At 71.2% G+C, this 20,383-nt stretch carries 21 protein-coding genes and 2 tRNA genes; 10 read left to right on the top strand and 13 right to left on the bottom strand.

Annotated features, from left to right (window positions below):
* The first annotated feature begins 217 nt into the window (after positions 1-217).
* Both valS and DEI81_RS12370 read left to right on the top strand, forming a co-directional pair.
* Complete coding sequence (valS, locus tag DEI81_RS12375; protein ID WP_111011030.1) at positions 218-2,812, top strand: valine--tRNA ligase; 2,595 nt, start codon at positions 218-220, stop codon at positions 2,810-2,812.
* A 95-nt stretch (positions 2,813-2,907) separates the two neighbouring features.
* Positions 2,908-3,153 (top strand): hypothetical protein, encoded by a 246-nt coding sequence (locus tag DEI81_RS12370; protein WP_111011029.1) that lies wholly within the window; start codon positions 2,908-2,910, stop codon positions 3,151-3,153.
* A gap of 52 nt (positions 3,154-3,205) precedes the next feature.
* On the opposite strand, the gene DEI81_RS12365 is transcribed toward DEI81_RS12370, so the two are convergent.
* On the bottom strand, positions 3,206-4,192 hold the full coding sequence (locus DEI81_RS12365; protein WP_111011078.1) for an SDR family oxidoreductase: 987 nt from the start codon (positions 4,190-4,192) through the stop codon (positions 3,206-3,208).
* A gap of 227 nt (positions 4,193-4,419) precedes the next feature.
* Positions 4,420-5,256 carry an alpha/beta fold hydrolase gene (locus DEI81_RS12360; RefSeq protein WP_111011028.1) on the bottom strand — a complete coding sequence of 279 codons (837 nt, stop codon included), beginning with the start codon at positions 5,254-5,256 and terminating at the stop codon, positions 4,420-4,422.
* A gap of 211 nt (positions 5,257-5,467) precedes the next feature.
* On the opposite strand from DEI81_RS12360, the gene DEI81_RS12355 reads away from it, so the two are divergent.
* Positions 5,468-6,058, top strand: a complete 591-nt coding sequence (locus tag DEI81_RS12355; RefSeq protein WP_111011027.1) for a TetR/AcrR family transcriptional regulator — start codon at positions 5,468-5,470, stop codon at positions 6,056-6,058.
* A 58-nt stretch (positions 6,059-6,116) separates the two neighbouring features.
* Positions 6,117-8,141, top strand: coding sequence for a M3 family metallopeptidase (locus DEI81_RS12350; RefSeq protein WP_111011026.1), 2,025 nt, complete (start codon positions 6,117-6,119; stop codon positions 8,139-8,141).
* Between the two features lie 137 nt (positions 8,142-8,278).
* Here the strand turns inward: DEI81_RS12350 and clpX are convergent, their stop codons facing one another.
* Complete coding sequence (gene clpX / locus DEI81_RS12345) at positions 8,279-9,559, bottom strand: ATP-dependent Clp protease ATP-binding subunit ClpX (protein WP_111011025.1); 1,281 nt, start codon at positions 9,557-9,559, stop codon at positions 8,279-8,281.
* Between the two features lie 206 nt (positions 9,560-9,765).
* On the opposite strand from clpX, the gene DEI81_RS12340 reads away from it, so the two are divergent.
* Together DEI81_RS12340 and DEI81_RS12335 are read left to right on the top strand one after the other, a co-directional pair.
* Entirely contained in the window at positions 9,766-10,533 is a 768-nt protein-coding gene (locus DEI81_RS12340; protein WP_111011024.1) for a YcnI family protein, read from the top strand.
* Complete coding sequence (locus tag DEI81_RS12335) at positions 10,530-11,261, top strand: copper resistance CopC family protein (protein ID WP_111011023.1); 732 nt, start codon at positions 10,530-10,532, stop codon at positions 11,259-11,261. Before DEI81_RS12340 ends, DEI81_RS12335 begins: the two co-directional genes overlap by 4 nt.
* Before the next feature lie 346 nt (positions 11,262-11,607).
* On the opposite strand, the gene DEI81_RS12330 is transcribed toward DEI81_RS12335, so the two are convergent.
* The 5 genes from DEI81_RS12330 to DEI81_RS12310 form a co-directional block, all read right to left on the bottom strand.
* Positions 11,608-12,267, bottom strand: coding sequence for an ATP-dependent Clp protease proteolytic subunit (locus DEI81_RS12330; protein ID WP_111011022.1), 660 nt, complete (start codon positions 12,265-12,267; stop codon positions 11,608-11,610).
* Positions 12,268-12,294: 27 nt separating this feature from the next.
* Positions 12,295-12,921, bottom strand: coding sequence for an ATP-dependent Clp protease proteolytic subunit (locus DEI81_RS12325; RefSeq protein WP_111011021.1), 627 nt, complete (start codon positions 12,919-12,921; stop codon positions 12,295-12,297).
* Between the two features lie 217 nt (positions 12,922-13,138).
* Positions 13,139-14,458, bottom strand: coding sequence for a trigger factor (tig, locus tag DEI81_RS12320; protein WP_111011020.1), 1,320 nt, complete (start codon positions 14,456-14,458; stop codon positions 13,139-13,141).
* Positions 14,459-14,493: 35 nt separating this feature from the next.
* A tRNA-Pro gene (locus tag DEI81_RS12315) sits at positions 14,494-14,570 on the bottom strand.
* Positions 14,571-14,706: 136 nt separating this feature from the next.
* Positions 14,707-15,096: a hypothetical protein gene (locus DEI81_RS12310; protein ID WP_181435411.1), complete on the bottom strand. Its 390-nt coding sequence runs from the start codon at positions 15,094-15,096 to the stop codon at positions 14,707-14,709.
* Positions 15,097-15,140: 44 nt separating this feature from the next.
* Between DEI81_RS12310 and DEI81_RS12305 the strand changes: the two genes are divergently transcribed.
* Positions 15,141-15,214, top strand: a tRNA-Gly gene (locus DEI81_RS12305).
* Here DEI81_RS12305 and DEI81_RS12300 read toward each other — a convergent pair.
* Together DEI81_RS12300 and DEI81_RS12295 are read right to left on the bottom strand one after the other, a co-directional pair.
* The gene (locus DEI81_RS12300) at positions 15,183-15,506 is read right to left on the bottom strand and encodes a hypothetical protein (RefSeq protein WP_111011018.1); all 324 of its coding nucleotides are present in this window, start codon (positions 15,504-15,506) and stop codon (positions 15,183-15,185) included. The genes DEI81_RS12305 and DEI81_RS12300 overlap by 32 nt on opposite strands.
* Complete coding sequence (locus DEI81_RS12295; RefSeq protein WP_111011017.1) at positions 15,503-15,814, bottom strand: ATP-dependent DNA ligase; 312 nt, start codon at positions 15,812-15,814, stop codon at positions 15,503-15,505. Before DEI81_RS12295 ends, DEI81_RS12300 begins: the two co-directional genes overlap by 4 nt.
* A gap of 95 nt (positions 15,815-15,909) precedes the next feature.
* Between DEI81_RS12295 and DEI81_RS12290 the strand changes: the two genes are divergently transcribed.
* The 3 genes from DEI81_RS12290 (at position 15,910) to DEI81_RS16275 (ending at position 17,012) form a co-directional block, all read left to right on the top strand.
* Complete coding sequence (locus DEI81_RS12290) at positions 15,910-16,263, top strand: hypothetical protein (RefSeq protein WP_111011016.1); 354 nt, start codon at positions 15,910-15,912, stop codon at positions 16,261-16,263.
* A gap of 89 nt (positions 16,264-16,352) precedes the next feature.
* Positions 16,353-16,679, top strand: coding sequence for a hypothetical protein (locus DEI81_RS12285; RefSeq protein WP_111011015.1), 327 nt, complete (start codon positions 16,353-16,355; stop codon positions 16,677-16,679).
* Positions 16,680-16,856: 177 nt separating this feature from the next.
* Complete coding sequence (locus DEI81_RS16275; RefSeq protein WP_181434930.1) at positions 16,857-17,012, top strand: hypothetical protein; 156 nt, start codon at positions 16,857-16,859, stop codon at positions 17,010-17,012.
* 28 nt (positions 17,013-17,040) lie between these two features.
* Here DEI81_RS16275 and DEI81_RS12275 read toward each other — a convergent pair whose 3' ends face one another.
* Genes DEI81_RS12275 through DEI81_RS12265 form a run of 3 tightly spaced genes read right to left on the bottom strand, consistent with a single transcriptional unit; the run spans position 17,041 to position 20,277 of the window.
* The gene (locus DEI81_RS12275) at positions 17,041-17,955 is read right to left on the bottom strand and encodes a DMT family transporter (protein ID WP_111011013.1); all 915 of its coding nucleotides are present in this window, start codon (positions 17,953-17,955) and stop codon (positions 17,041-17,043) included.
* Between the two features lie 7 nt (positions 17,956-17,962).
* A complete protein-coding gene (locus DEI81_RS12270; RefSeq protein ID WP_111011012.1) occupies positions 17,963-18,625 on the bottom strand; it encodes a response regulator transcription factor in 663 nt (220 codons plus the stop codon).
* A 17-nt stretch (positions 18,626-18,642) separates the two neighbouring features.
* Positions 18,643-20,277: a sensor histidine kinase gene (locus tag DEI81_RS12265; protein WP_111011011.1), complete on the bottom strand. Its 1,635-nt coding sequence runs from the start codon at positions 20,275-20,277 to the stop codon at positions 18,643-18,645.
* Positions 20,278-20,383: the final 106 nt, after the last annotated feature.

The raw sequence follows: 20,383 nt of genomic DNA, 5'->3' as shown, positions 1-20,383 counted from the left end.
GGCGTCGTGGAATGTCACGTACCAGAGTGCCGTATCGGTGGGCCCGTGCGCGTCCTCACCGCTCAGGGTGTGCGCCTCGCCTGTCGTGGTCGCCGTGTGGCGGCGACTGGTCCGACCCTCCCGGCCCCGGTACCCTTGTCCCGACCCGCAGCGCGCGGAACACTCAGGCACCTCATCACGGACTCGGTGCCGCACACATCGACCGGAAGGTGCAGCCATGACCAAGCCCATGCCCGACAAGCCCTCGGTGGACGGCCTCGAGCAGGTCTGGGGCCCGCAGTGGGAGACCGACGGCATCTACCGGTTCGACCGCGATGGTGCGACCCGCGCCGACGTCTACTCGATCGACACCCCGCCGCCCACGGCGTCCGGCTCGCTGCACATCGGGCACGTGTTCAGCTACACCCACACCGACGTCAAGGCGCGGTTCGAGCGCATGCGCGGCAAGCGCGTGTTCTACCCGATGGGCTGGGACGACAACGGCCTGCCGACGGAACGCCGCGTGCAGAACTACTACGGCGTCCGCTGCGACCCGTCGCTCCCCTACGACGCGTCCTTCACGCCACCGTTCGAGGGCGGCGACGGCAAGAGCACCAAGGCCGCCGACCAGGTCCCGATCTCACGCCGCAACTTCATCGAGCTGTGCGAGCGCCTGACCGTCGAGGACGAGCAGCAGTTCGAGCACGTGTGGCGCACCCTCGGCCTGTCGGTGGACTGGACGCAGTCGTACCGGACGATCGGCGACGAATCGCAGGCGATCGCGCAGAAGGCGTTCCTGCGGAACCTCGCCCGCGGCGAGGCCTACCAGGCGGACGCACCGACCCTGTGGGACGTCACGTTCCGCACGGCGGTCGCGCAGGCCGAACTGGAGGACCGGGACCAGCCCGGCGCGTACCACGGCATCGCGTTCCACAAGACCGACGGCAGCGGCGACGTCGTGATCCAGACGACCCGGCCGGAGCTGCTCCCCGCGTGCGTCGCACTCGTCGCACACCCGGACGACGAACGGTTCCAGGACCTGTTCGGGACGACCGTGCGCTCCCCGCTGTTCGACGTCGAGGTCCCGGTGCTCGCACACCACCTGGCACAGCAGGACAAGGGCGCCGGCATCGCGATGATCTGCACCTTCGGCGACACGACGGATGTCGTCTGGTGGCGCGAGCTGCAGCTGCCGAACCGCTCGGTGATCGGGTTCGACGGCCGCATCGTGTCACAGGCGCCCGACGTCATCACCTCGGAGCGCGGCCTGGCCGTGTACGCCGAGATGGCCGGCAAGACCGTGTTCAGCGCCAAGCAGGTCGTCGTCGACGCGCTCACCGAATCGGGCGAGCTCATCGGCGACGTCAAGAAGATCACGCACCCGGTCAAGTTCTTCGAGAAGGGCGACAAGCCGCTCGAGATCGTGTCGACGCGGCAGTGGTACATCGTCAACGGGTCGCGCGACCAGCAGCTCAAGGACACCCTCGTCGAGCGCGGTCAGCAGATCGCGTTCCACCCGGACTTCATGCGCGTCCGGTACGAGAACTGGGTGAACGGCCTGTCCGGCGACTGGCTCGTGTCGCGGCAGCGGTTCTTCGGTGTGCCGCTCCCCGTCTGGTACCCGCTCGACGCCGACGGCAACCCCGTGTTCGACCAGGTGATCACCCCGACCGAGGACCAGCTCCCCGTGGACCCGTCGTCCGACCCGGCTCCCGGCTACTCCGCCGACCAGCGCGGCGTCCCCGGCGGGTTCATCGGCGAGGTCGACGTCATGGACACGTGGGCGACGTCGTCCCTGACCCCGCAGCTCGCCGGCGGGTGGGAGCGGGACCCCGACCTGTTCGGGATCGTCTACCCGTACGACGTCCGTCCGCAGGGCCAGGACATCATCCGGACCTGGCTGTTCACGACCGCGCTCCGGGCCCAGCTCGAGGACGGCGTCGCCCCGTGGGCGAACGCCTCGATCTCGGGGTTCATCGTCGACCCGGACCGCAAGAAGATGTCGAAGTCGAAGGGCAACGTCGTCACGCCCATCGACATGCTCGAGCAGCACGGCGCCGACGCGGTCCGGTACTGGGCGGCGTCCTCGCGTCTCGGCACCGACGCGGCGTTCGACCCGCAGAACCCCAAGCAGATCAAGGTCGGTCGACGCCTGGCGATCAAGGTGCTCAACGCCGCGAAGTTCGTGCACGGCTTCGAGCTGCCCGTCGGTGCGCACAGCGTCACCGAGGCGCTCGACGTGGACATGCTCGCCGCGCTCCGCTCGGTCGTCGAGCAGGCCACGACCGCGTTCGAGCAGTACGACCACGCCCGCGCGCTCGAGGTCACCGAGCGGTTCTTCTGGACGTTCTGCGACGACTACCTCGAGCTCGTCAAGGAGCGCGCGTACGGCACCGCCGACGAGGCCACCCACGAGACGCAGGCCTCGGCGGTGCTCGCGCTCCGCGCCGCGATGGACGTGCTGACCCGCCTGCTCGCACCGTTCCTCCCGTTCGCAACGGAGGAAGTGTGGGCCTGGACGCACGACGGATCGGTGCACCGGGCCTCCTGGCCGACCCCGGCCGACCTGCCGGTCGACGCCGACGAGTCCGGGCTGCTCGAGGCCGTCGGGCAGGCGCTCATCGGCATCCGCGGGGCGAAGACGGCGGCGAAGGCGTCGCAGAAGACGCCCGTCACGCGGGCGGTCGTCGCGGCTCCCGAGCCGGTGCGGGCGCTCATCGAGCAGGCCGCGCCGGACCTCGCCGCGGTCGGGCGGATCCGGAACCTGGCGTTCGCGGAGGGCGCGGAGCTCAGCGTCGTCGAGATCGAGCTCGAGGAGCAGCCCGCGGGCTGACCCCCCTCCGCGAGATCGCAGTCGTTGCCGTTCTGGTTCGATCAGAACGGCAACGACTGCGATCTCGGATCGGACTGGGACGGACTGGAGGCACCATGCAGCTGGGCACACGATGGAGCGTCGGGCAGGAGCCACCGACCGCCCTGCCGGAGGCGATGCTCGTCGCGGTCCGGACGGTCGAGGAGGAACTCGCCGACGAGGGGGTCGACGCCTCGACGTGGCGCTGGACCCTGACGTGGCTCGAGCGCCGACCGATCGCCGAGCTCGACGACGGGACGCGGATCCACCTCGACCCGCTCGGGCAGGCCGTGACGACGCCGCCCCACGACGACGAGCCCTGAGCGGACCCAGCCCGGTCTCGGCCGCGCCGGGCAGGCAGCCAGGCGGGGCTGGTCAGCGCGCGCGGAGACGCCGTCCGACGAACACCGCGATCGCGCCGACGAGCGCCCAGCCCATCACGTTGCGGCTCGCGGTGCGCCGTCCGCCGTGCCACCCGCCATCCGCCGTCGCGTCCCGCGGGTCGGACGACGGGGTGAAGATCGTGCCCTGGTTGTCGGGGACGTGCTCGTGGCGAGACAGGTGCGTCTTGTCGGTCTGGATCGCCATCTGCGCCTCGACCGCGGCCGGGGTCATGCGGTGCTGCTGCACGAACGCCTTGCCGGCACCTCCGATCGCGATCTCGGTCGCCTTGCCGGGCGCGTCGGCCGCGCGGACGACCGCGCGCGCGACCTTGTCGACACCGTAGACCGGCGGCAGCGCGACGATCTTGCGGCCGGTGTGGTTCGCGCTGTGCCGGAAGAACGGCGTGTCCACGGTGGGCGGCAGGACCGTGACGACGTGGATGCGCTTCTTGCCGCGGAGCATGAGCTCGGACCGGAGGCTCACGCCGAGTGCACGGACCGCCGCCTTCGACATGCCGTAGGGCGCGGTGTACGGCTGCGGGACCTCGCCCACGATGGACGACACGTTGACGAGCACGCCACGCCCCTGCCGCTCCATGACCTCGAGGGCCGCGCGTGCGCCGTACACGTACCCCATGACGTTGACGTCCATCACGCGGCGGAACTCGTCCATCGGCATCTGCAGGAACGGCGAGAACGACGAGATGGCGGCGTCGTTGATCCACACGTCGATGCGTCCGAACCGGCGGACGGCCTCCGCTGCCAGGCGGAGCACGGCGGTCTCGTCGCTCGTGTCGGTCGGCACGGCGAGCGCGTCGCCACCGAGCGCACGGCACTCGGCGGCCACGGCCTCCAGGGCGGCGGGACGACGGGCGGCGAGGACGACCGCGTCACCGGCGCGGGCGAACCGGAGCGCCGTGGCCCGACCGATGCCGCTGGACGCCCCCGTGATCACGATCGTGCGGTTCCGCTTGCCCATGGTGCGCCTCCCGGTGCGCTCGGTGGAGCGGGACGTCCCCGTCTCCTGACGGTCCACTGGTACGCCCTCCGGGTGGCCGTCGTTCCCAGCGACGGCCGTTCGCGGGCCGCGAGCGCCGGACACGGCGGTGCCCCGCTCCGGAGTGGAGCGGGGCATCGCCCTGCGGCCACCGCCCTGCCGGATCGGAGGGCGGGGTGCGAGAGGAGCGGGCTGGTGCTGCGCCGGGCCTACTTGCGGAGGAAGGCGAGCAGGGCCTCGTTCACCTCCGCGGTGTGGGTCGTGAGGAGCCCGTGCGGCGCCCCTTCGATCTCGACGTAGTCCGCCGACGGCAGCGCCGCGGCGAAGCGCCGGCCGGTGGCGTCGATCGGCAGGATGCGGTCGCCGGTGCCGTGCACGATGAGCGCGGGGACGTCCACCTGGGGGATGTCCGCGCGGAAGTCGGTCGGCCAGGTCAGGGGCGCGGCCGCGGACGCGATGGCCCCGGAACCGGCGGCCACGTTCCACGCGTTGCGGACCGCCTCCTCGCTGATGCGGCTGCCCAGGTTCTCGTCGAGGTTGAAGAAGTCCTGGTAGAAGGCGGTGAAGTACGCGTAGCGGTCCTGCGCGACGGTCTCGGCGATCCCCTCGAAGAAGGACATCGGCGCCGCTCCGTCCGGGTTGTCGTCGGTCACCGCGAGGTATGGCTCGAGCGATGCGAGGAACGCGGCCTTCGCGACGCGCCCGGAACCGTAGGTGGCGATGTACCGGGCGACCTCGCCGGTGCCCATCGAGAAGCCGACGAGGATCGCGTCGTGCAGGTCGAGGGTCTCCATGACGACGTTGAGGTCCGCCGCGAACGTGTCGTAGTCGTACCCGGTCGACGGCTGCGACGACTGCCCGAACCCGCGGCGGTCGTACGTGATGACGCGGTAGCCCGCCTGGAGGAGCGCGGGCACCTGGCCCTCCCACGAGTTGCCGTCGAGCGGGAAGCCGTGGATGAGCACGACCGGCTGGCCCGTGCCCTTGTCCTCGTAGTGGAGCTCGATGTCGATGCTGTTCTCGGTCCCGACCGTGATGGTGCTCATCGTCCTACATCCCTTCGTCGTCCGGGCCGTCTCTCGGTCCGCTCCGGTGGAGAACGATCGTTCTCCGCCGATGTTGGTTACACTAGAGAACGAGCGTTCTCCGCGCAAGCCGGTCTCAGCCGACTCGCAGGTACTGCTCCGAACGGGGGACGTCGACACCATCCCGCCGCAGCTCCTCCGCTGCCACGACCTAGGACCAGAGGAACCAGACATGAGCACCGTCACCGTCGAGCAGGACGACACCCGGGCCGGCATCATCGCCGCTGCCGACGAGCTGTTCTACCGACGTGGCATCCAGTCGGTCGGCATGGACGCCGTCCGCTCGGCCGCGAACGTGTCGCTGAAGCGCCTCTACAAGGAGTTCCCCGGCAAGGAGGACCTCGTCGTCGCCGTCCTCGCCGGCCGGCACGACATGTGGGAGCGCGGGGTCAGCGCCGCCGTCGACGCCGCCGACGGGCCCCGAGCGAAGCTCCTCGCCGTCTACGACTACCTCGAGGCGTGGTTCGCCGACAGCTCGTTCCGCGGGTGCGGGTTCATCAACGCCTTCGGGGAACTCGGCGCGACCTCCCCTGCGATCGCGGACATGGCGCGGCGACACAAGGAGTCCTTCCAGCGGTACATCGCCGGGCTCACCGCCACCATCGGGCTCGACCACGCCCACGCCGAGGAGCTCGCCGCCCAGCTCGCACTGCTCGCCGAGGGCGCCCAGACCACCGCGGCGATCGCCGGCACCGCCGACGCCGCCGTCCACGCCCGACGCGCCGCCGCCACGCTCGTCGACGCCGCGGTCGCCACCCGCTGAACCGGCCGGGAGGCCCGCCCCCGGGCGTCCCCGCACCCCCGGTCCTAGGGTGGTGGACATGGCCACGCCCTTCGACGCCCCGAGCAGCCTCCCGTACGCGCTCCCCCCGTTCACCGAGGTCCGGCTCGAGCACTACCGCCCCGCGTTCGACCAGGGCATGCGCGAGCAGCGTGCAGAGGTCGAGGCGATCGCGACGGACCCGGAGTCCCCGACGTTCGACAACACGCTCGTCGCCCTCGAGCGGTCCGGGCAGCTCCTGGCGCGCGTGTCCATGGCCTTCTTCACCGTCGCCTCGGCGGACTCGACCGCCGAGATCCACGACCTCGAGGCCGAGATCTCGCCGCTGCTGGCCGCCCACCGCGACGCGATCACCCTCGACAGTCGGCTGTACGAGCGGGTCGCCGCCGTGCACGACGCCCGCGAGGACCTCGGCCTGACCGGCGAGGACCTCCGCCTGGTGGAGCGGACCCACACCGAGATGACCCTGGCCGGTGCGGGGCTCGACGCCGCCGGCAAGGAGCGCCTGACCGCGCTGAACCAGGAGCTCTCGACGCTCACGACACGGTTCGAGCGCAACCTGCTCGACGACACGAACGACCTCGCCGTGCACATCACCGACGAGGCGGAGCTCGACGGCCTCGACGACGGTGCCCGGTCCGCGACCCGCGGGGCCGCCGAGGCGCGCGGCCTGGACGGCTGGCTCATCACCCTGCCGCTGTTCACCGGGCACCCCTACCTGGCGACGCTGACGGACCGAGCGGTCCGGGCCCGCATCATGGACGCCTCGCTGCAGCGGGGTCGGCGGGGCAACGACTGGGACAACCGGGACCTCGTGCTCCGCATCGTCCGGCTCCGTGCCGAGCGCGCGGAACTCCTCGGGTTCCCGAACCACGCCGCCGCCGTGACCGCCGACGAGACCGCAGGGACGCCGGAGGCGGTGGACGGCCTCCTGACGTCGCTCGCGCCCGCCGCGGCCGCGAACGCCCGGGACGAGCGCGAGGTCCGTGCGCGGGTGCTCGGCCACGAGGTCGAGGCGCACGACTGGGCGTACGCGACCGAGATCCTCCGCGCCCAGCAGTTCGCGGTCGACGCGACCGCGATGCGCGCGTACTTCGAGGCGCAGCGCGTGCTGCACGACGGCGTGTTCCACGCGGCGAACGCCCTGTACGGCCTGTCGTTCGCCGAGCGGCCCGACCTGCACGGCTACAACGACGAGGTCCGGGTGTTCGAGGTCACGGACGAACAGGGCGCGTCGGTCGGCCTCTACCTGCTCGACCTGTACACGCGCGACGGCAAGCGCGGCGGTGCGTGGATGAACCCGATCGTCGAGCAGTCGGCCCTGATCGGCACCCTGCCCGTCGTCGTCAACAACCTCAACGTGCCGAAGCCCGCCGCCGGGTCCCCCACACTCCTGACCCAGGACGAGGTCACCACGCTGTTCCACGAGTTCGGGCACGCGCTGCACGGCCTCATCGCGCGGACGACGTACCCGCGGTTCTCGGGCACGAGCGTCGAGCGCGACTTCGTCGAGTTCCCGAGCCAGGTCAACGAGATGTGGCTCAACTGGCCCGAGGTCCTGGTGAACTACGCCCGACACCACGAGACCGGCGAGCCCATGCCCGCGGAACTCGTACTCGGCCTCAGCGACTCCGAGGGGTTCAACGAGGGCTTCGCCACGACCGAGTACCTCGCTGCCGCGATGCTCGACCAGGCCTGGCACCGCCTCAGCTCCGCGGAGGCCGCGGCGGTGACCGACGTGGAGGCGTTCGAGCAGGACGCCCTCGAGGCCGCCGGCATCGCCGTCCCCGCGGTCCCCACGCGCTACTCGTCGACGTACTTCGCCCACACGTTCTCGGGCGGGTACGACGCGGGCTACTACGGCTACATCTGGAGCGAGGTGCTCGACGCGGACACCGTGGAGTGGTTCCGGGAGCACGGCGGCCTGTCACGCGAGGCCGGACGCCGGTTCGCCTCGATCGTCCTCGGTGTCGGAGGCTCCCGCGACCCGCTCGAGGCCTACCGCGAGTTCCGGGGCCGCGACGCCGAGGTCGGTCCCCTGCTGCGCCGCCGCGGGCTCGAGTAGGCCGGCCGACGTCGCGCCGAGGCGCCGCCGGGCTTCGAACACCGCGATGCCGTTCGAACACCGGGATCGCGGTGTTCGAACGGCACGGTCGTGGTCAACGGGCCAGCGGGACGTCCGCCGACCGCGTTGCAGCGGCGCTACGCGGACTTCTCGACGCGCTTGCGCGCCCGCGGCACGATCGTCGGCGCGGCGTTCTCGAGCACGGACTCCCGCGTGACGACGACGCGAGCGACGTCATCGTCCGAGGGCACCTCGAACATGATCGGGCCGAGGACTTCTTCCATGATGGCGCGAAGACCACGGGCACCGGTCTGGCGGAGCACCGCGAGGTCCGCGATCGCCTCGAGCGCCTGCCGGTCGAACTCGAGCTCGACGCCGTCGATCTGGAACATCCGCTGGTACTGCTTGACCAGCGCGTTCTTCGGCTCGGTCAGGATCTCCATGAGGGCGGCCTGGTCGAGCGGTGTCACGGTGGTCACGACGGGGAGGCGCCCGATGAACTCCGGGATCAGGCCGAACTTGTGCAGGTCCTCGGGCAGGACCTCGCCGTAGACGTCGGTCTGGTCGAGCGGGCTGTGCAACGGTGCGCCGAAGCCGATGCCCCGCTTGCCGATGCGGGACGAGATGATGTCCTCGAGCCCGGCGAACGCCCCGGCCACGATGAACAGCACGTTCGTCGTGTCGATCTGGATGAACTCCTGGTGCGGGTGCTTGCGCCCACCCTGCGGCGGCACCGACGCCGTCGTGCCCTCGAGGATCTTGAGGAGCGCCTGCTGCACGCCCTCGCCCGAGACGTCGCGCGTGATCGAGGGGTTCTCGGCCTTCCGGGCGATCTTGTCGACCTCGTCGATGTAGATGATCCCCGTCTCGGCCCGCTTGACGTCGTAGTCGGCGGCCTGGATCAGCTTGAGCAGGATGTTCTCGACGTCCTCGCCGACATAGCCGGCCTCGGTGAGCGCCGTGGCGTCCGCGACCGCGAACGGCACGTTGAGCCGCTTGGCCAGGGTCTGCGCCAGGTAGGTCTTGCCACAGCCCGTCGGGCCGATGAGCAGGATGTTCGACTTGGCGATCTCGATGTCGTCGCCGCGGTGCTCGGCCGCGGTGATCGCACCCTGAGCGCGGATGCGCTTGTAGTGGTTGTAGACCGCGACCGACAGGGCACGCTTGGCCGGATCCTGCCCGATGACGTACTCCTCGAGGAAGTCGAAGATCTCGCGCGGCTTGGGGAGGTCGAAGTCGCCGTCCGCGGTGTCCTCGCCGGCCTCGGCGAGGCGTTCCTCGATGATCTCGTTGCAGAGTTCGACGCACTCGTCGCAGATGTACACGCCCGGGCCCGCGATGAGCTGCTGCACCTGCTTCTGGCTCTTGCCGCAGAAGGAGCACTTGAGGAGATCGGCGCTCTCTCCGATGCGTGCCATGCGAGGCCTCCTTGGTCGTCGCGCACCGGTGGCTGGCACACGAGGTCGTCGTGGAGTTGAGCCTAATCGCATCCGACGACACTGACGGCGCGACCGTGCCGCAAACCACCACGCGTTCGCTCGGGGCGGCCGGTTTGTGCCACAAGACCGCCTCGGACTACGGTGGCCGTCGGGACTCTACAAGTTGTAGAAGCGAAAGGACCTCCATGCGCAAGCGCCTCGTCGCGGGCACCGCCGCCACCGTGGGCATCACGGCCGCTCTCGTCCTCGGGACCGCCGCCGCGGCGAGCGCCCACGTCGAGGCGACGGCCACGGACACCGCCGCCGACTCGTACACGACCCTGACGTTCTCGGTCCCGCACGGGTGCGACGGCTCCCCGACCACCGCGCTGACCTTCCACGTTCCGCGGTCGGTCATCGACGTCACGCCCACGGTGAACCCCAACTGGACGATCACCAAGGCAACGGAGCCCTACACGAGCAAGCAGTCCGCGAGCGACGACGAGGACCCCGCCGACGCCGGGACGCGCGTGACGAGCGTCACGTACACGGCGACGACGCCCCTGGCCGCGGACGAGCGCGACACCTTCCAGCTCTCGCTCTCGCTGCCCGACGGCAAGCCCGGCACGATCGTCGCGTTCCCCGTGACCCAGACGTGCGTCACCGGATCGACCGAGTGGGACCAGGTGCAGAAGGCCGGCCAGGACGAGCCCGAGCACCCCGCACCGGCCGTCACCCTGACCGCGGCGATCCCGGGCGCGGACGACGACGACGACCACGCGCAGGAGCACGCCAGCGACGCGGCGACGGGCAGTGCGAGCGGCACCGAGGCGAGCGGCACCGAGACGAGCGGCACCGGATCCGCCGGCGGGGACACCGACCTCGTCGCTCGGGGCCTCGGCATCGCCGGACTCGTCGTCGGCGCGGTGGGCGTCGTGAGCGCGGCCGCCATGGCCCGGCGGCGTCCCCGGTGAGCGCCCGCCGCATCCGCACCGGATCCGGTGCGGCGTCGCCGGCCGGGAGGACCGGGGCGCGTCGCGCGCTCGCCCTCGCGCTGGCATCGGTGGCGGTCACCGCAGGCGCCGTCCTCGGACTGGCGGCCCCGGCCTCCGCGCACAACTACATGATCGCGTCGACGCCGACCGTCAACGGCACACTGACCTCACTGCCGAAGCGGTTCGAGATCACGACGAACGACCGTCTGCTCGACATCGGCGACACCAACTCGGGCTTCGCCTACCGGATCGTCGGACCGAGCGGTCGGTACTACGAGAACGGCTGCCTCATCGTGGACGGCCCGTCGATGACGACGAAGGCGGCGCTCGGACGGTCGGGCGAGTACACGATCGAGTGGCAGATCGTCAGTGCCGACGGCCACACGGTGTCGGACCAGTACCGGTTCCGGTGGGATGCCCCGGCCGGGTTCCGCCCCGCCACGGGGAGCACGCGGCCGCCGGTCTGCGCGTCCGGGCCGGGCTCGTCGGCCGCCGCGTCGGACTCCGGCACGGGCAGCGCGGGCAGCGGCTCCAGCGGGGTCGTGGGCGACGCGATCTGGATCGGCGCGGGCGGGCTCGTGCTCGTGGCGCTCGTCGTGGTCGTGCTGCTGCTCCTCCGCCGCCCTGCCGGATCCGCCGTGGAGCCGGCGACCGCCGAACGCGGCCGCGACGACGAGGACGACCTCGCCGACGACGCCCGCGACTGACCGCAGGCGCCCCCCGGCGAGATCGCAGTCGTTGCCGTTCTGAGGAGACCCAGAACGGCAACGACTGCGATCTCGCGGAAGGGTGGGCGGCCGCAGGCCGGCCGCAGGCCGGCCGCAGGCCGGCCGCAGGCCGCAAGCCGCAGGACGCAGGACGCAGGACGCAGGACGCAGGCCGCAGGACGCAGGACGCAGGCCGCAGGACGCAGGCCGCAGGACGCAGGCCGCAGGCCGCGCAAGCGGCGCAAGCGGCGCAAGCGGCGCAAGCGGCGCAGGCGCGCGGCCACCAAGCCGCCGGACACGACGGAGGGCCCCGACCAGAACGGTCGGGGCCCTCGGTCTGTCGGGACTACTTGACGAGCGCCGGCAGCGACTTGCGGCTGGTCAGCACCTGGTCGATGAGCCCGTACTCGACGGCCTCTTGCGCGGACATGATCTTGTCGCGCTCGATGTCGTGGTTGACCTGCTCCGGGGTGCGGTTCGAGTGCCGGGACAGGGTCTCCTCGAGCCAGGTGCGCATGCGGAGGATCTCCGCGGCCTGGATCTCGATGTCCGACGCCTGCCCGCCACCCTGCTGGGTTGCCGGCTGGTGGATGAGCACGCGGGCGTTCGGCAGCGCGAGACGCTTGCCCGGCGTGCCGGCGGCCAGGAGCACCGACGCGGCGGACGCTGCCTGACCGAGGCACACCGTCTGGATCTGCGGACGGATGTACTGCATCGTGTCGTAGATCGCCGTCATGGCCGTGAACGAGCCACCGGGCGAGTTGATGTACATGACGATGTCGCGGTCCGGGTCCATCGACTCGAGCACGAGCAGCTGGGCCATGATGTCGTCGGCCGAAGCGTCGTCCACCTGCACGCCGAGGAACACGATGCGGTCCTCGAAGAGCTTGGCGTACGGGTCCTGGCGCTTGTAGCCGTAGGCGGTGCGCTCCTCGAAGCTCGGGAGGATGTAGCGGTCGGAGGGTGCGGGGACGTTCTGCGCGCCACCGAGCATGGGGAGATGCATTCTCGATTTCCTTTTCTTGGTGGTGGGCTACTCGGCGGACGGCGCCGCGGCCGGGGTCTCGGTCTCGCCGTCGCCGACCGTCCCGCCGCCACCGATGACCTCACTGGACATCGCACGGAGGTGGTCGACGAAGCCGTACTCCAGGGCCTCCTGCGCGGTGAACCAGTTGTCGCGGTCGTTGTCCTTGAGGATCTGCTCGATCGACTTGCCGGTCTGCTCGGCGGTGAGTTCCGCCATGCGCTGCTTCATGTCGAGGATGACCTTGGCCTGGGTCTGGATGTCGGCGGCGGTCCCGCCGAAGCCACCGGACGGCTGGTGCAGGAGCACGCGGGCGTTCGGGGTGATGTAGCGCTTGCCCGGGGTGCCGGACGAGAGCAGGAACTGCCCCATCGAGGCGGCGAGCCCGATACCGACGGTGACGATGTCGTTCGGGACGAACTGCATCGTGTCGTAGATGGCCATGCCGGCGGTGATCGAACCACCGGGCGAGTTGATGTAGAGGTAGATGTCCTTCTCGGGGTCCTCCGCCGCGAGCAGCAGCAGCTTCGCAGCGATCTCGTTCGAGTTGTCGTCACGGACCTCGGAGCCGAGCCAGACGATCCGGTCCCTCAGAAGACGGTCAAAAACACTGGGGTTCAGTGTCGCTTCGGCCATGTGTAGCTCCCGTTCAGTTGTCGCTTGTCGTCGAACCTATCGGGTGCAACGCGGCGCATCTCCCGAGTTCGCTGTCGGCAATACCAGGGCCGGGAACGACGCACGGGAGGCCCGGGACCAGCTGGTCCCGGGCCTCCCGTGCGCACTCTTCGCATGTGCGACGCGCCAGCGTTGCGCGGCGCCGACCGAGCCTGCGAGGTCGGTCAGTCAGCTCGGCTCACTCGGCCTCGGCCTCGTCGTCCGTCGCCGGCTCCTGCGCGACGCCCGCGGTGAACGCGGACAGGTCGACCGGGTTGCCGTTCGTGTCGACGACCTTCGCCTTGGCGAGCACGGTCGCGATCGCCTTGGAACGGGCGACCTCGCCGACCATGCCGGGGATCTGGCCGTTCTGGTCGATCACCTTGATGAACTCGCCCGGCTCCATGCCGTACTGCGCGGCGGCCTGGATCAGGTACTGGGTCAGCTCCTCCTGGCTGACCTGGACCTGCTCCTGCTCGGCGACGGCGTCGAGGAGCAGCTGCGACTTGAACGCCTTCTCGCTGGACTCGGCGACCTCGGCGCGGTGCTCGTCGTCCTCGAGGCGGTTCTCCTGCTCGAGGTGACGGTGGACCTCGTCGTCGATGAGCTGCTGCGAGATCGGGATCTCGACGCTGTCGAGGAGCTTCTCGACGAGCTGGTCGCGGGCCGCGGCGCCCTGGCCGAAGGTCTTCGACTTGGCGATCTGCTCCTTGAGGTCCGCCTTGAGCTCGTCGATCGTGTCGAACTGGCTCGCGATCTGCGCGAACTCGTCGTCGGCCTCGGGCAGCTCGCGCTCCTTGACGGCCGTGAGCGTCACGGCGATCTGGGCGGTCTCGCCCTCGTGGTCGCCGCCGAGGAGCTTCGACTCGAAGGTGGTGGACTCGCCTGCGGTCAGGGTCTCGAGGGCGTCGTCGATGCCCTCGATGAGGTCGCCGGAGCCGATCTCGTACGAGACGCCCGTGGCCGAGTCGACTTCTTCGTCACCGATGGTCGCGGTGAGGTCGAGCTGGGCGAAGTCGCCCGCGGTGGCGGGGCGGTCGACCGTGACGAGCGTGCCGAAGCGCGTGCGGAGGTTCTGGAGCTCCTCCTCGATCTCGTCCTCGGTGACGTCGACCGCGTCGACCGTGAGCTCGAGGCCCTCGTAGTCGGGGAGGTCGAACTCGGGACGGACGTCGACCTCGAACGTGAGGACGAGGTCGCCGGAGAAGTCCTTGACGCTCGGGAGCTCGGCGATGTCGGCCTCGGCGCGACCGAGCACGCGGAGCTCGTTCTCCTCGACCGCCTGGCGGTAGAAGGTGTCGATGGCGTCCCCGACGGCGTGGTTCAGGATCTCCGGACGGCCGACGCGCTGGTCGACGATGGCCGGCGGCACCTTGCCCTTCCGGAAGCCGGGGATGTTGATCTGCTCGGCGATGTGCTTGTACGCGTGGTCGATGCTCGGCTTGAGCTCGTCCGGCGTCACGTTCACGGTGAGCTTGACCCGGGTGGGGCTCAACTTGTCGACGGTGCTGGTGACCAAGGGTGTGTTCTCCTGAGGTTGACGATGGTGTGACCTGGTCGGGGCGACAGGATTTGAACCTGCGACCTCCCGCTCCCAAAGCGGGCGCTCTACCAAGCTGAGCTACGCCCCGGTCGTTGCCGGGCCAGGGTCGTGCAACGAGCGCGGGCAGGACGGACCCGACCGCGATCGATCCCGACGAGTCTAGCGGCACGCAAGCGCCGCGTTCCCGGCCCTCCCAGCGGCCGTGGAGGCGGTGGGCACCCGCGTCACGCGGGTGGCGGTGGCAGCGCGCCCCGGTCCTCCCGGCCGTCGGTGGCGGCGTCCTGCCCGCGACCGGTCCTGCGGTCCTGGCGGCCGTCGTCCGCGGCGTCCCGCAGGAGCCGGCGCCGCCAGCGGACGCCCACGGCGACCTGGACGAGCACCGCGGCCGCGAACAGCGCCACCGCGACGATCGGACGGACGACGTGCAGGAGCACGTGCAACGGCTCTCCCACCCGTCCGCCGACGACCGACGGCGCGAACGACAGGACGACGACGCCGACGGCGACGAGGATGTGGGAGACCACGCGCGAACGCCGCACGAGCGGATCGTGGCTGGTGGTGGCGATCCGGGGTACCCGCACGCCGCCGAGTGTAAGCGCGGTGTGCGTGGGCACCCGGCCGTCCGCTACGATCGGAGGGCGGCGCCGCGGTGTCGCACGGGGATGTAGCTCAATGGTAGAGCCCCAGTCTTCCAAACTGGCTACGCGGGTTCGATTCCCGTCATCCCCTCCACGTGACCCGACCCGACGTCGTCCACCGTGCCGAGCAGGTGCTCGTCCTCCTCGAGCCGGTACCGCACCGGATCGCCGTCGTCCGATGCATCACGGTCGGCGACGAGTGCGATGGTCGAACTCCGGGACACGAGCAGCACGGCCGGGGTCGGCCGGCCGTCGCCACGGTTCACCTCGAGCCACATGAGGCCGTCGGACGCCAGGGCCGTCCGGATCCGCTCCCGCACCGCGTCGGGCCCCTCCTTCGAGATCGTGTACTCGATCCCGTCGTAGATGACGATGGTCCGGATCATGCCGGGGTCCCTTCCGAGGGCTCGGGGACGATGCGCAGTCCGCCGGGTGACCCGGCTGCCTGGGCCAACGCCTCGACCCACTCGCGGTTGATGGTCGGCGGGCGACTGCCCGAGTAGCGGATGACGAGGGGCACGGTCCGGTCGAGCCAGATCGCGGTCCGACCGTTCCCGACGTCGCGGTCGTCCTTCCAGGAGAACATGAACGACTCGCCGCGGCGCAGCTTCGTCGCGATCACGATCTGCAGGTGCGCGAGCAGGCGGTCCTCGAAGTCCACGGTGTACGAGCTGTTGTAGATCATCCTGCCCATGGGACCAGCCTCCGATCCGGCTCCTGGGATTGCCACCAGGGAGCCCAACGCCTGTCCTGTCAGCGTACCCAGACCGGAACGACCACGCTGGCATCATGCGACGCATCCACTACGCCGGGGGGTACGTCATGACCGGCGACAGCACGTGCAAGGCCCTCCTCCGGTACGCCCGGGCACTCGCCGTGGCGGGCGTCGCCGACGTCGTCCAGATCCCGGTCGTCACGGACGGCGGCAGCAGGGCGTACGCCCACCTGCTCATCGGGCCCGCGAGCCAGATCTTCTCGACACCGGTCCTCGAGAGCCCGGACGAACCGCTCGACCAGGAGGTCATCGAGCGCCTCGAGCGGGGGACGATGTCCCTGCAACCGAGCCGGCCGGAGTGGCCCGCCGAGATGACCGACGTGCAGGACCTCAGTTTCCTCGTCGACCTGGACTACGACGCCACGTAGGGTCGGCCGAGGGCGTACCGGACGCGCAGCCGAGCCGGGACGCGCCGCTCGACTTGACGCCGGGTTCGAACACACGTTCGAATAGGGGCATGGGACGGCGACGTGAGGACCGGTGGTCACCACCGGAGCACCCCGAGTCGCCGCGCCCCGACGCGTTCTCGCTGTCGGAGGACGCCCGGGGCGGCGATCCCTGCCACGCCGTCACGCCGATCCCGGTGTGGGCGTGGATCCAGTTCCCGTCGTTCCACGTCCGGGTCAAGGCGTTCGCCCGCAGCTGGACCGTCGACGCCGTCCTCGTGGAGTGGGCGCAGTTCGGTCATCCGGCCGAGGCCTGGGTCTGGCGATCCGCCGTCAAGCACCGCACCCTCCGCGAGGACGACCGCCGGACGCGCCGGGTGGCGGACGACCGATGGTGACCATGCAACGACGCCGCGGACGCACGGATTGCGTCAAGCGGACATTCTGACGCGACCGCATTGACAGCCCTGCCCATACAGAGGATCGTTCAGCGAATCGCACGTCGTTGAACATTTCAGCGCGCGAAGGATTGGACGGACGGACCAGTGCCGGCCGCATCGACCACGGGAGGGCAGATGAAGAAGACCGACGTCCCCTCCTGGATGTCCCACGTCCTCACCCCGCCCGAGGTCATCGCGGCCTACGTCGAGCAGCGCGTCAACGACCCGTCGCTCCTCGCCCCGGACCAGACCGAGCCGACGTACGCGGACTTCCTCGTGTCCGAGGACTGACCGGCCCCGGCGCCGGCCGGGAGGCCCGTCAAGCGGGCGGCGCGTCGGGTACCGGTGTGCTCCTCCCGCGCGCGCGTCGGCCACTCACGGTGACGCCGATGCTCGCCAGCGTCACGCAGGCCAGCGCGACGAGCTCCCGCGCCGACAGGGCCTCGCCCGCGATCGCGAACCCGGCGAGCGCTGCGATGGCCGGCCCGAGACTCTGGAGCACCCCGAACACCCGCGGGGGCAACGTCCGGAGTGCCTGCATCTCGAGGGCGTAGGGCAGGACGCTCGACAGCACGGCCACGGCGCCGAACACGAGCAGCAGCACCGGATCCGCTCGGACACCGTGCACGGCGGCACCCGCACCGACCGGGAGGGCGACGAGCATCGCGACGACGAGCGAGACGCTCAGACCGTCCACCCCGGGGATCCGCGCACCGACGTGCCGGTTGAGCACGATGTACGCCGCCCAGCACACCGCGGCGACGACGGCGAACACGAACCCCGCGACCGCGGCGGGACCGGACGCGCCGACACCGAGCAGCACGACGCCGACGAGTGCGAGCGCGGCCCAGACCACGTCGCGCCATCGCCGGGTGTACACGAGCGAGAGCGCGAGCGGCCCGAGGAACTCCACCGTCACCGCGATGCCGATCGGGATGCTCGCGAACGCGACGTAGATGCAGACGTTCATGCCGCCGAGGGCGAGACCGAGCCCGAGGGCGCCGAGCCACTGCGCCCGGTCCCACGACCGCACCGCCGGCCGCACCACGAGGGCGAACACGACGGCTCCGATCGTCAGACGGAGCACGGCCGCACCGACGGACCCGACCACGTCGAAGTGGGTCTTCGCGATCGCCGCGCCGAGTTGCACCGACACCATGGCGGCGACGGCGAGCGCGGGCGCCGGGACACGTGCCGCGCGGTCACCGTCCCGGGCCGGGGTCGGCGCGCTCATCGGTGCCTCATCGCAGGGACGCGAGGACGGCGAGGACACGACGGTGGTCGTCGCCGGTGTCCTCGAGTCCGAGCTTGGCGAAGATGTTCGACACGTGCTTCTCCACGGCGCCGGTCCCGATCACGAGGGTGCGTGCGATCGCGGCGTTCGAGCGCCCCTCGGCCATGAGCGCGAGGACGTCCCGCTCGCGCGGTGTCAGGGCGGCGAGCGGGTCACGCCGGCGCCCCATGAGCTCCGTCACGACCTCGGGGTCGAGCACCGTGCCGCCGCTCGCGATGCGCCGGATCGCGTCGTCGATCTCGTCGAGGCGCGTGACGCGGTCCTTGAGCAGGTAGCCGAGCCCGCTCGATCCGTCTGCCAGGAGCTCCTCGGCGTACGACGCCTCGACGTACTGCGAGAGGAGGAGCACCCCGATGCCCGGCACCGTGCGACGGGCCGCGACGGCGGCGCGCACACCCTCGTCCGTGTAGCTCGGCGGCATGCGGACGTCCATCACGACGACGTCCGGGCGGACCTCCGGCAGGCTCGCGAGGAACGTCGCCGGGTCACCGTACTGCGCGACGACCGCGATCCCGGCCTCGTCGAGGACGCGCGTGAGGCCTTCGCGCAGGAGGACCGCGTCGTCGACGACGACGGCCCGGATGCGGGGTGCATCCGGGCCGTCGGTCATGCGCTCGATGCTAGCCGTCACGGCGCCGCGGTCGGCCCCGCGGCCGGCGCGACCGGACGTGTGGTGGACGAGGACGGGCCTCCCGGCATCGTCGTCGGCGTGCCCCGCAGCGCGCCGAGCGGGATCCGCGCCACGGCGTCGGTCGGGCCACCCGCCGGGCTCGACACCGACAGCTCGCCGTCGAGCGCGCGCATCCGCCCCATGAGCCCGAGGATCCCGTGGCCCTCCTGCACGGCGGCACCACCCCGGCCGTCGTCCCGGACCCGGAGTTCGAGCACCGGCTGACCGTCGGGGTCGGACGTCAGGGTGATCGAGACCTCGGCGGAGGACGCCTCCGCGTGCTTCGTGGTGTTCGTCAGGAGCTCGCTCACCGTGAAGTACAGGTTGCGCTCGATCTCGGTCGGCAGCACGAACCCGTCCGGCAGCCGCACGTCGAGGTCGACGGGCAGGGGCGTCCGGGACACGAGCGCCTCGAGTGCCGCGACGAGCCCGCGGTCGAGCAGGATCGGCGGCGCGAACCCCCGGGACAGCGCACGGAGCTCGTCGAGGGCGTCCTTCGCGTGCCCGGACGCCTCGGCCATGAGTCCGCGGGCACGCTCGGGGTCACGCTCGAACGCGCGCTCGGCCGCCGCGAGGTCCATCCGCAGCCGGACGAGCCGCTGCTGCGGTCCGTCGTGCAGGTCACGCTCGATCTGACGGAGCGCCTGGCCCTCGGCGGTGACGGCACCGGCCCGCGACGCCTGCAGCCCGACGACGCGCTGCTGCAGCACCTCGGACCGGAAGCCGCCGAGGAGTGCTCGGTCCACCCAGTAGTGCGCGAGCACCGCGCCGCGGGTCCACAGCGGGAACAGGAGGACCGCTGCCGTCACCGACACCGCGCACGCGATCGCGCCGACCACCCAGGGCCAGGTCTGGCCGATCCCCTGGTGGGCGAGGTACTGGTTGATCTGCCACCCGTGGGTGATGGCGGCGAACCCGGCGCCGACCGGGGCCACGACGCCGGCGACGAGGGTTGCGCCGGCGCCGATCGTGATGCACGCGACGAGCGGGTAGACGACGACCGCGTGCAGCAGGTACAGCCAGTAGTGCGGGTTCGCCACCGCCGACACGATCCGGAGGAACCAGTTCTGTCGCCACCGCGGCGTCCAGTCGACGGGGCGGAAGCGCTCGGGCTCGGCCCAGCTCATCCGGAGCTGCTCGAACGCGCCGAGCCATCGGGCGACGAACAGCGACGCCAGGAACAGCACGAGCGAGATCGGGTTGAGCACCTGCCCGGCGGTCCCGTGCAGGATCACGAGGGGGAACACGGAGTACACGGTGCCGAGGAGCAGCGCCGTGAACGCGAGGTACCCGAAGTCGCGGGGGACGTGCCTCCAGGCGTCCCGGTAGAAGGAGCGGCGCGGGGTGCCGTCGCCACCACCCCCACCGCCGGGCGGGACGGCGCCGTCGTCCGGGCCGGACGGGGGGACGTCGCCGAGTCGGGTCCCCGGTATGCGGCCGGGCGCGGACGCGGGCGCGCTGCCGGACGCGGGCGCGCTGCCGGACGCGGGCACGGCGCCCGACGCGGGCACGCCGCCCGACGCGGCCGACGGGAGCTGGTCGGAGGGCATGGGCACGGTCTCCGCGGTGTCGATACGAGCTGTTTCGGTCATGGATCGAGCCTCGCGGTCGGCGGGCCCGCGCCCCATCCTGCCCGCTCCCGGACCCGTGGTGGGGTTGTCCCCCCTCCGACCCTCCGGGTAGTCCCACCCTCCGGGC

Source organism: Curtobacterium sp. MCBD17_013 (genome assembly GCF_003234565.1).
In the GTDB taxonomy this organism is placed as follows: Bacteria; Actinomycetota; Actinomycetes; order Actinomycetales; family Microbacteriaceae; genus Curtobacterium.
This window is presented reverse-complemented; position numbering and strand designations above follow the sequence as displayed.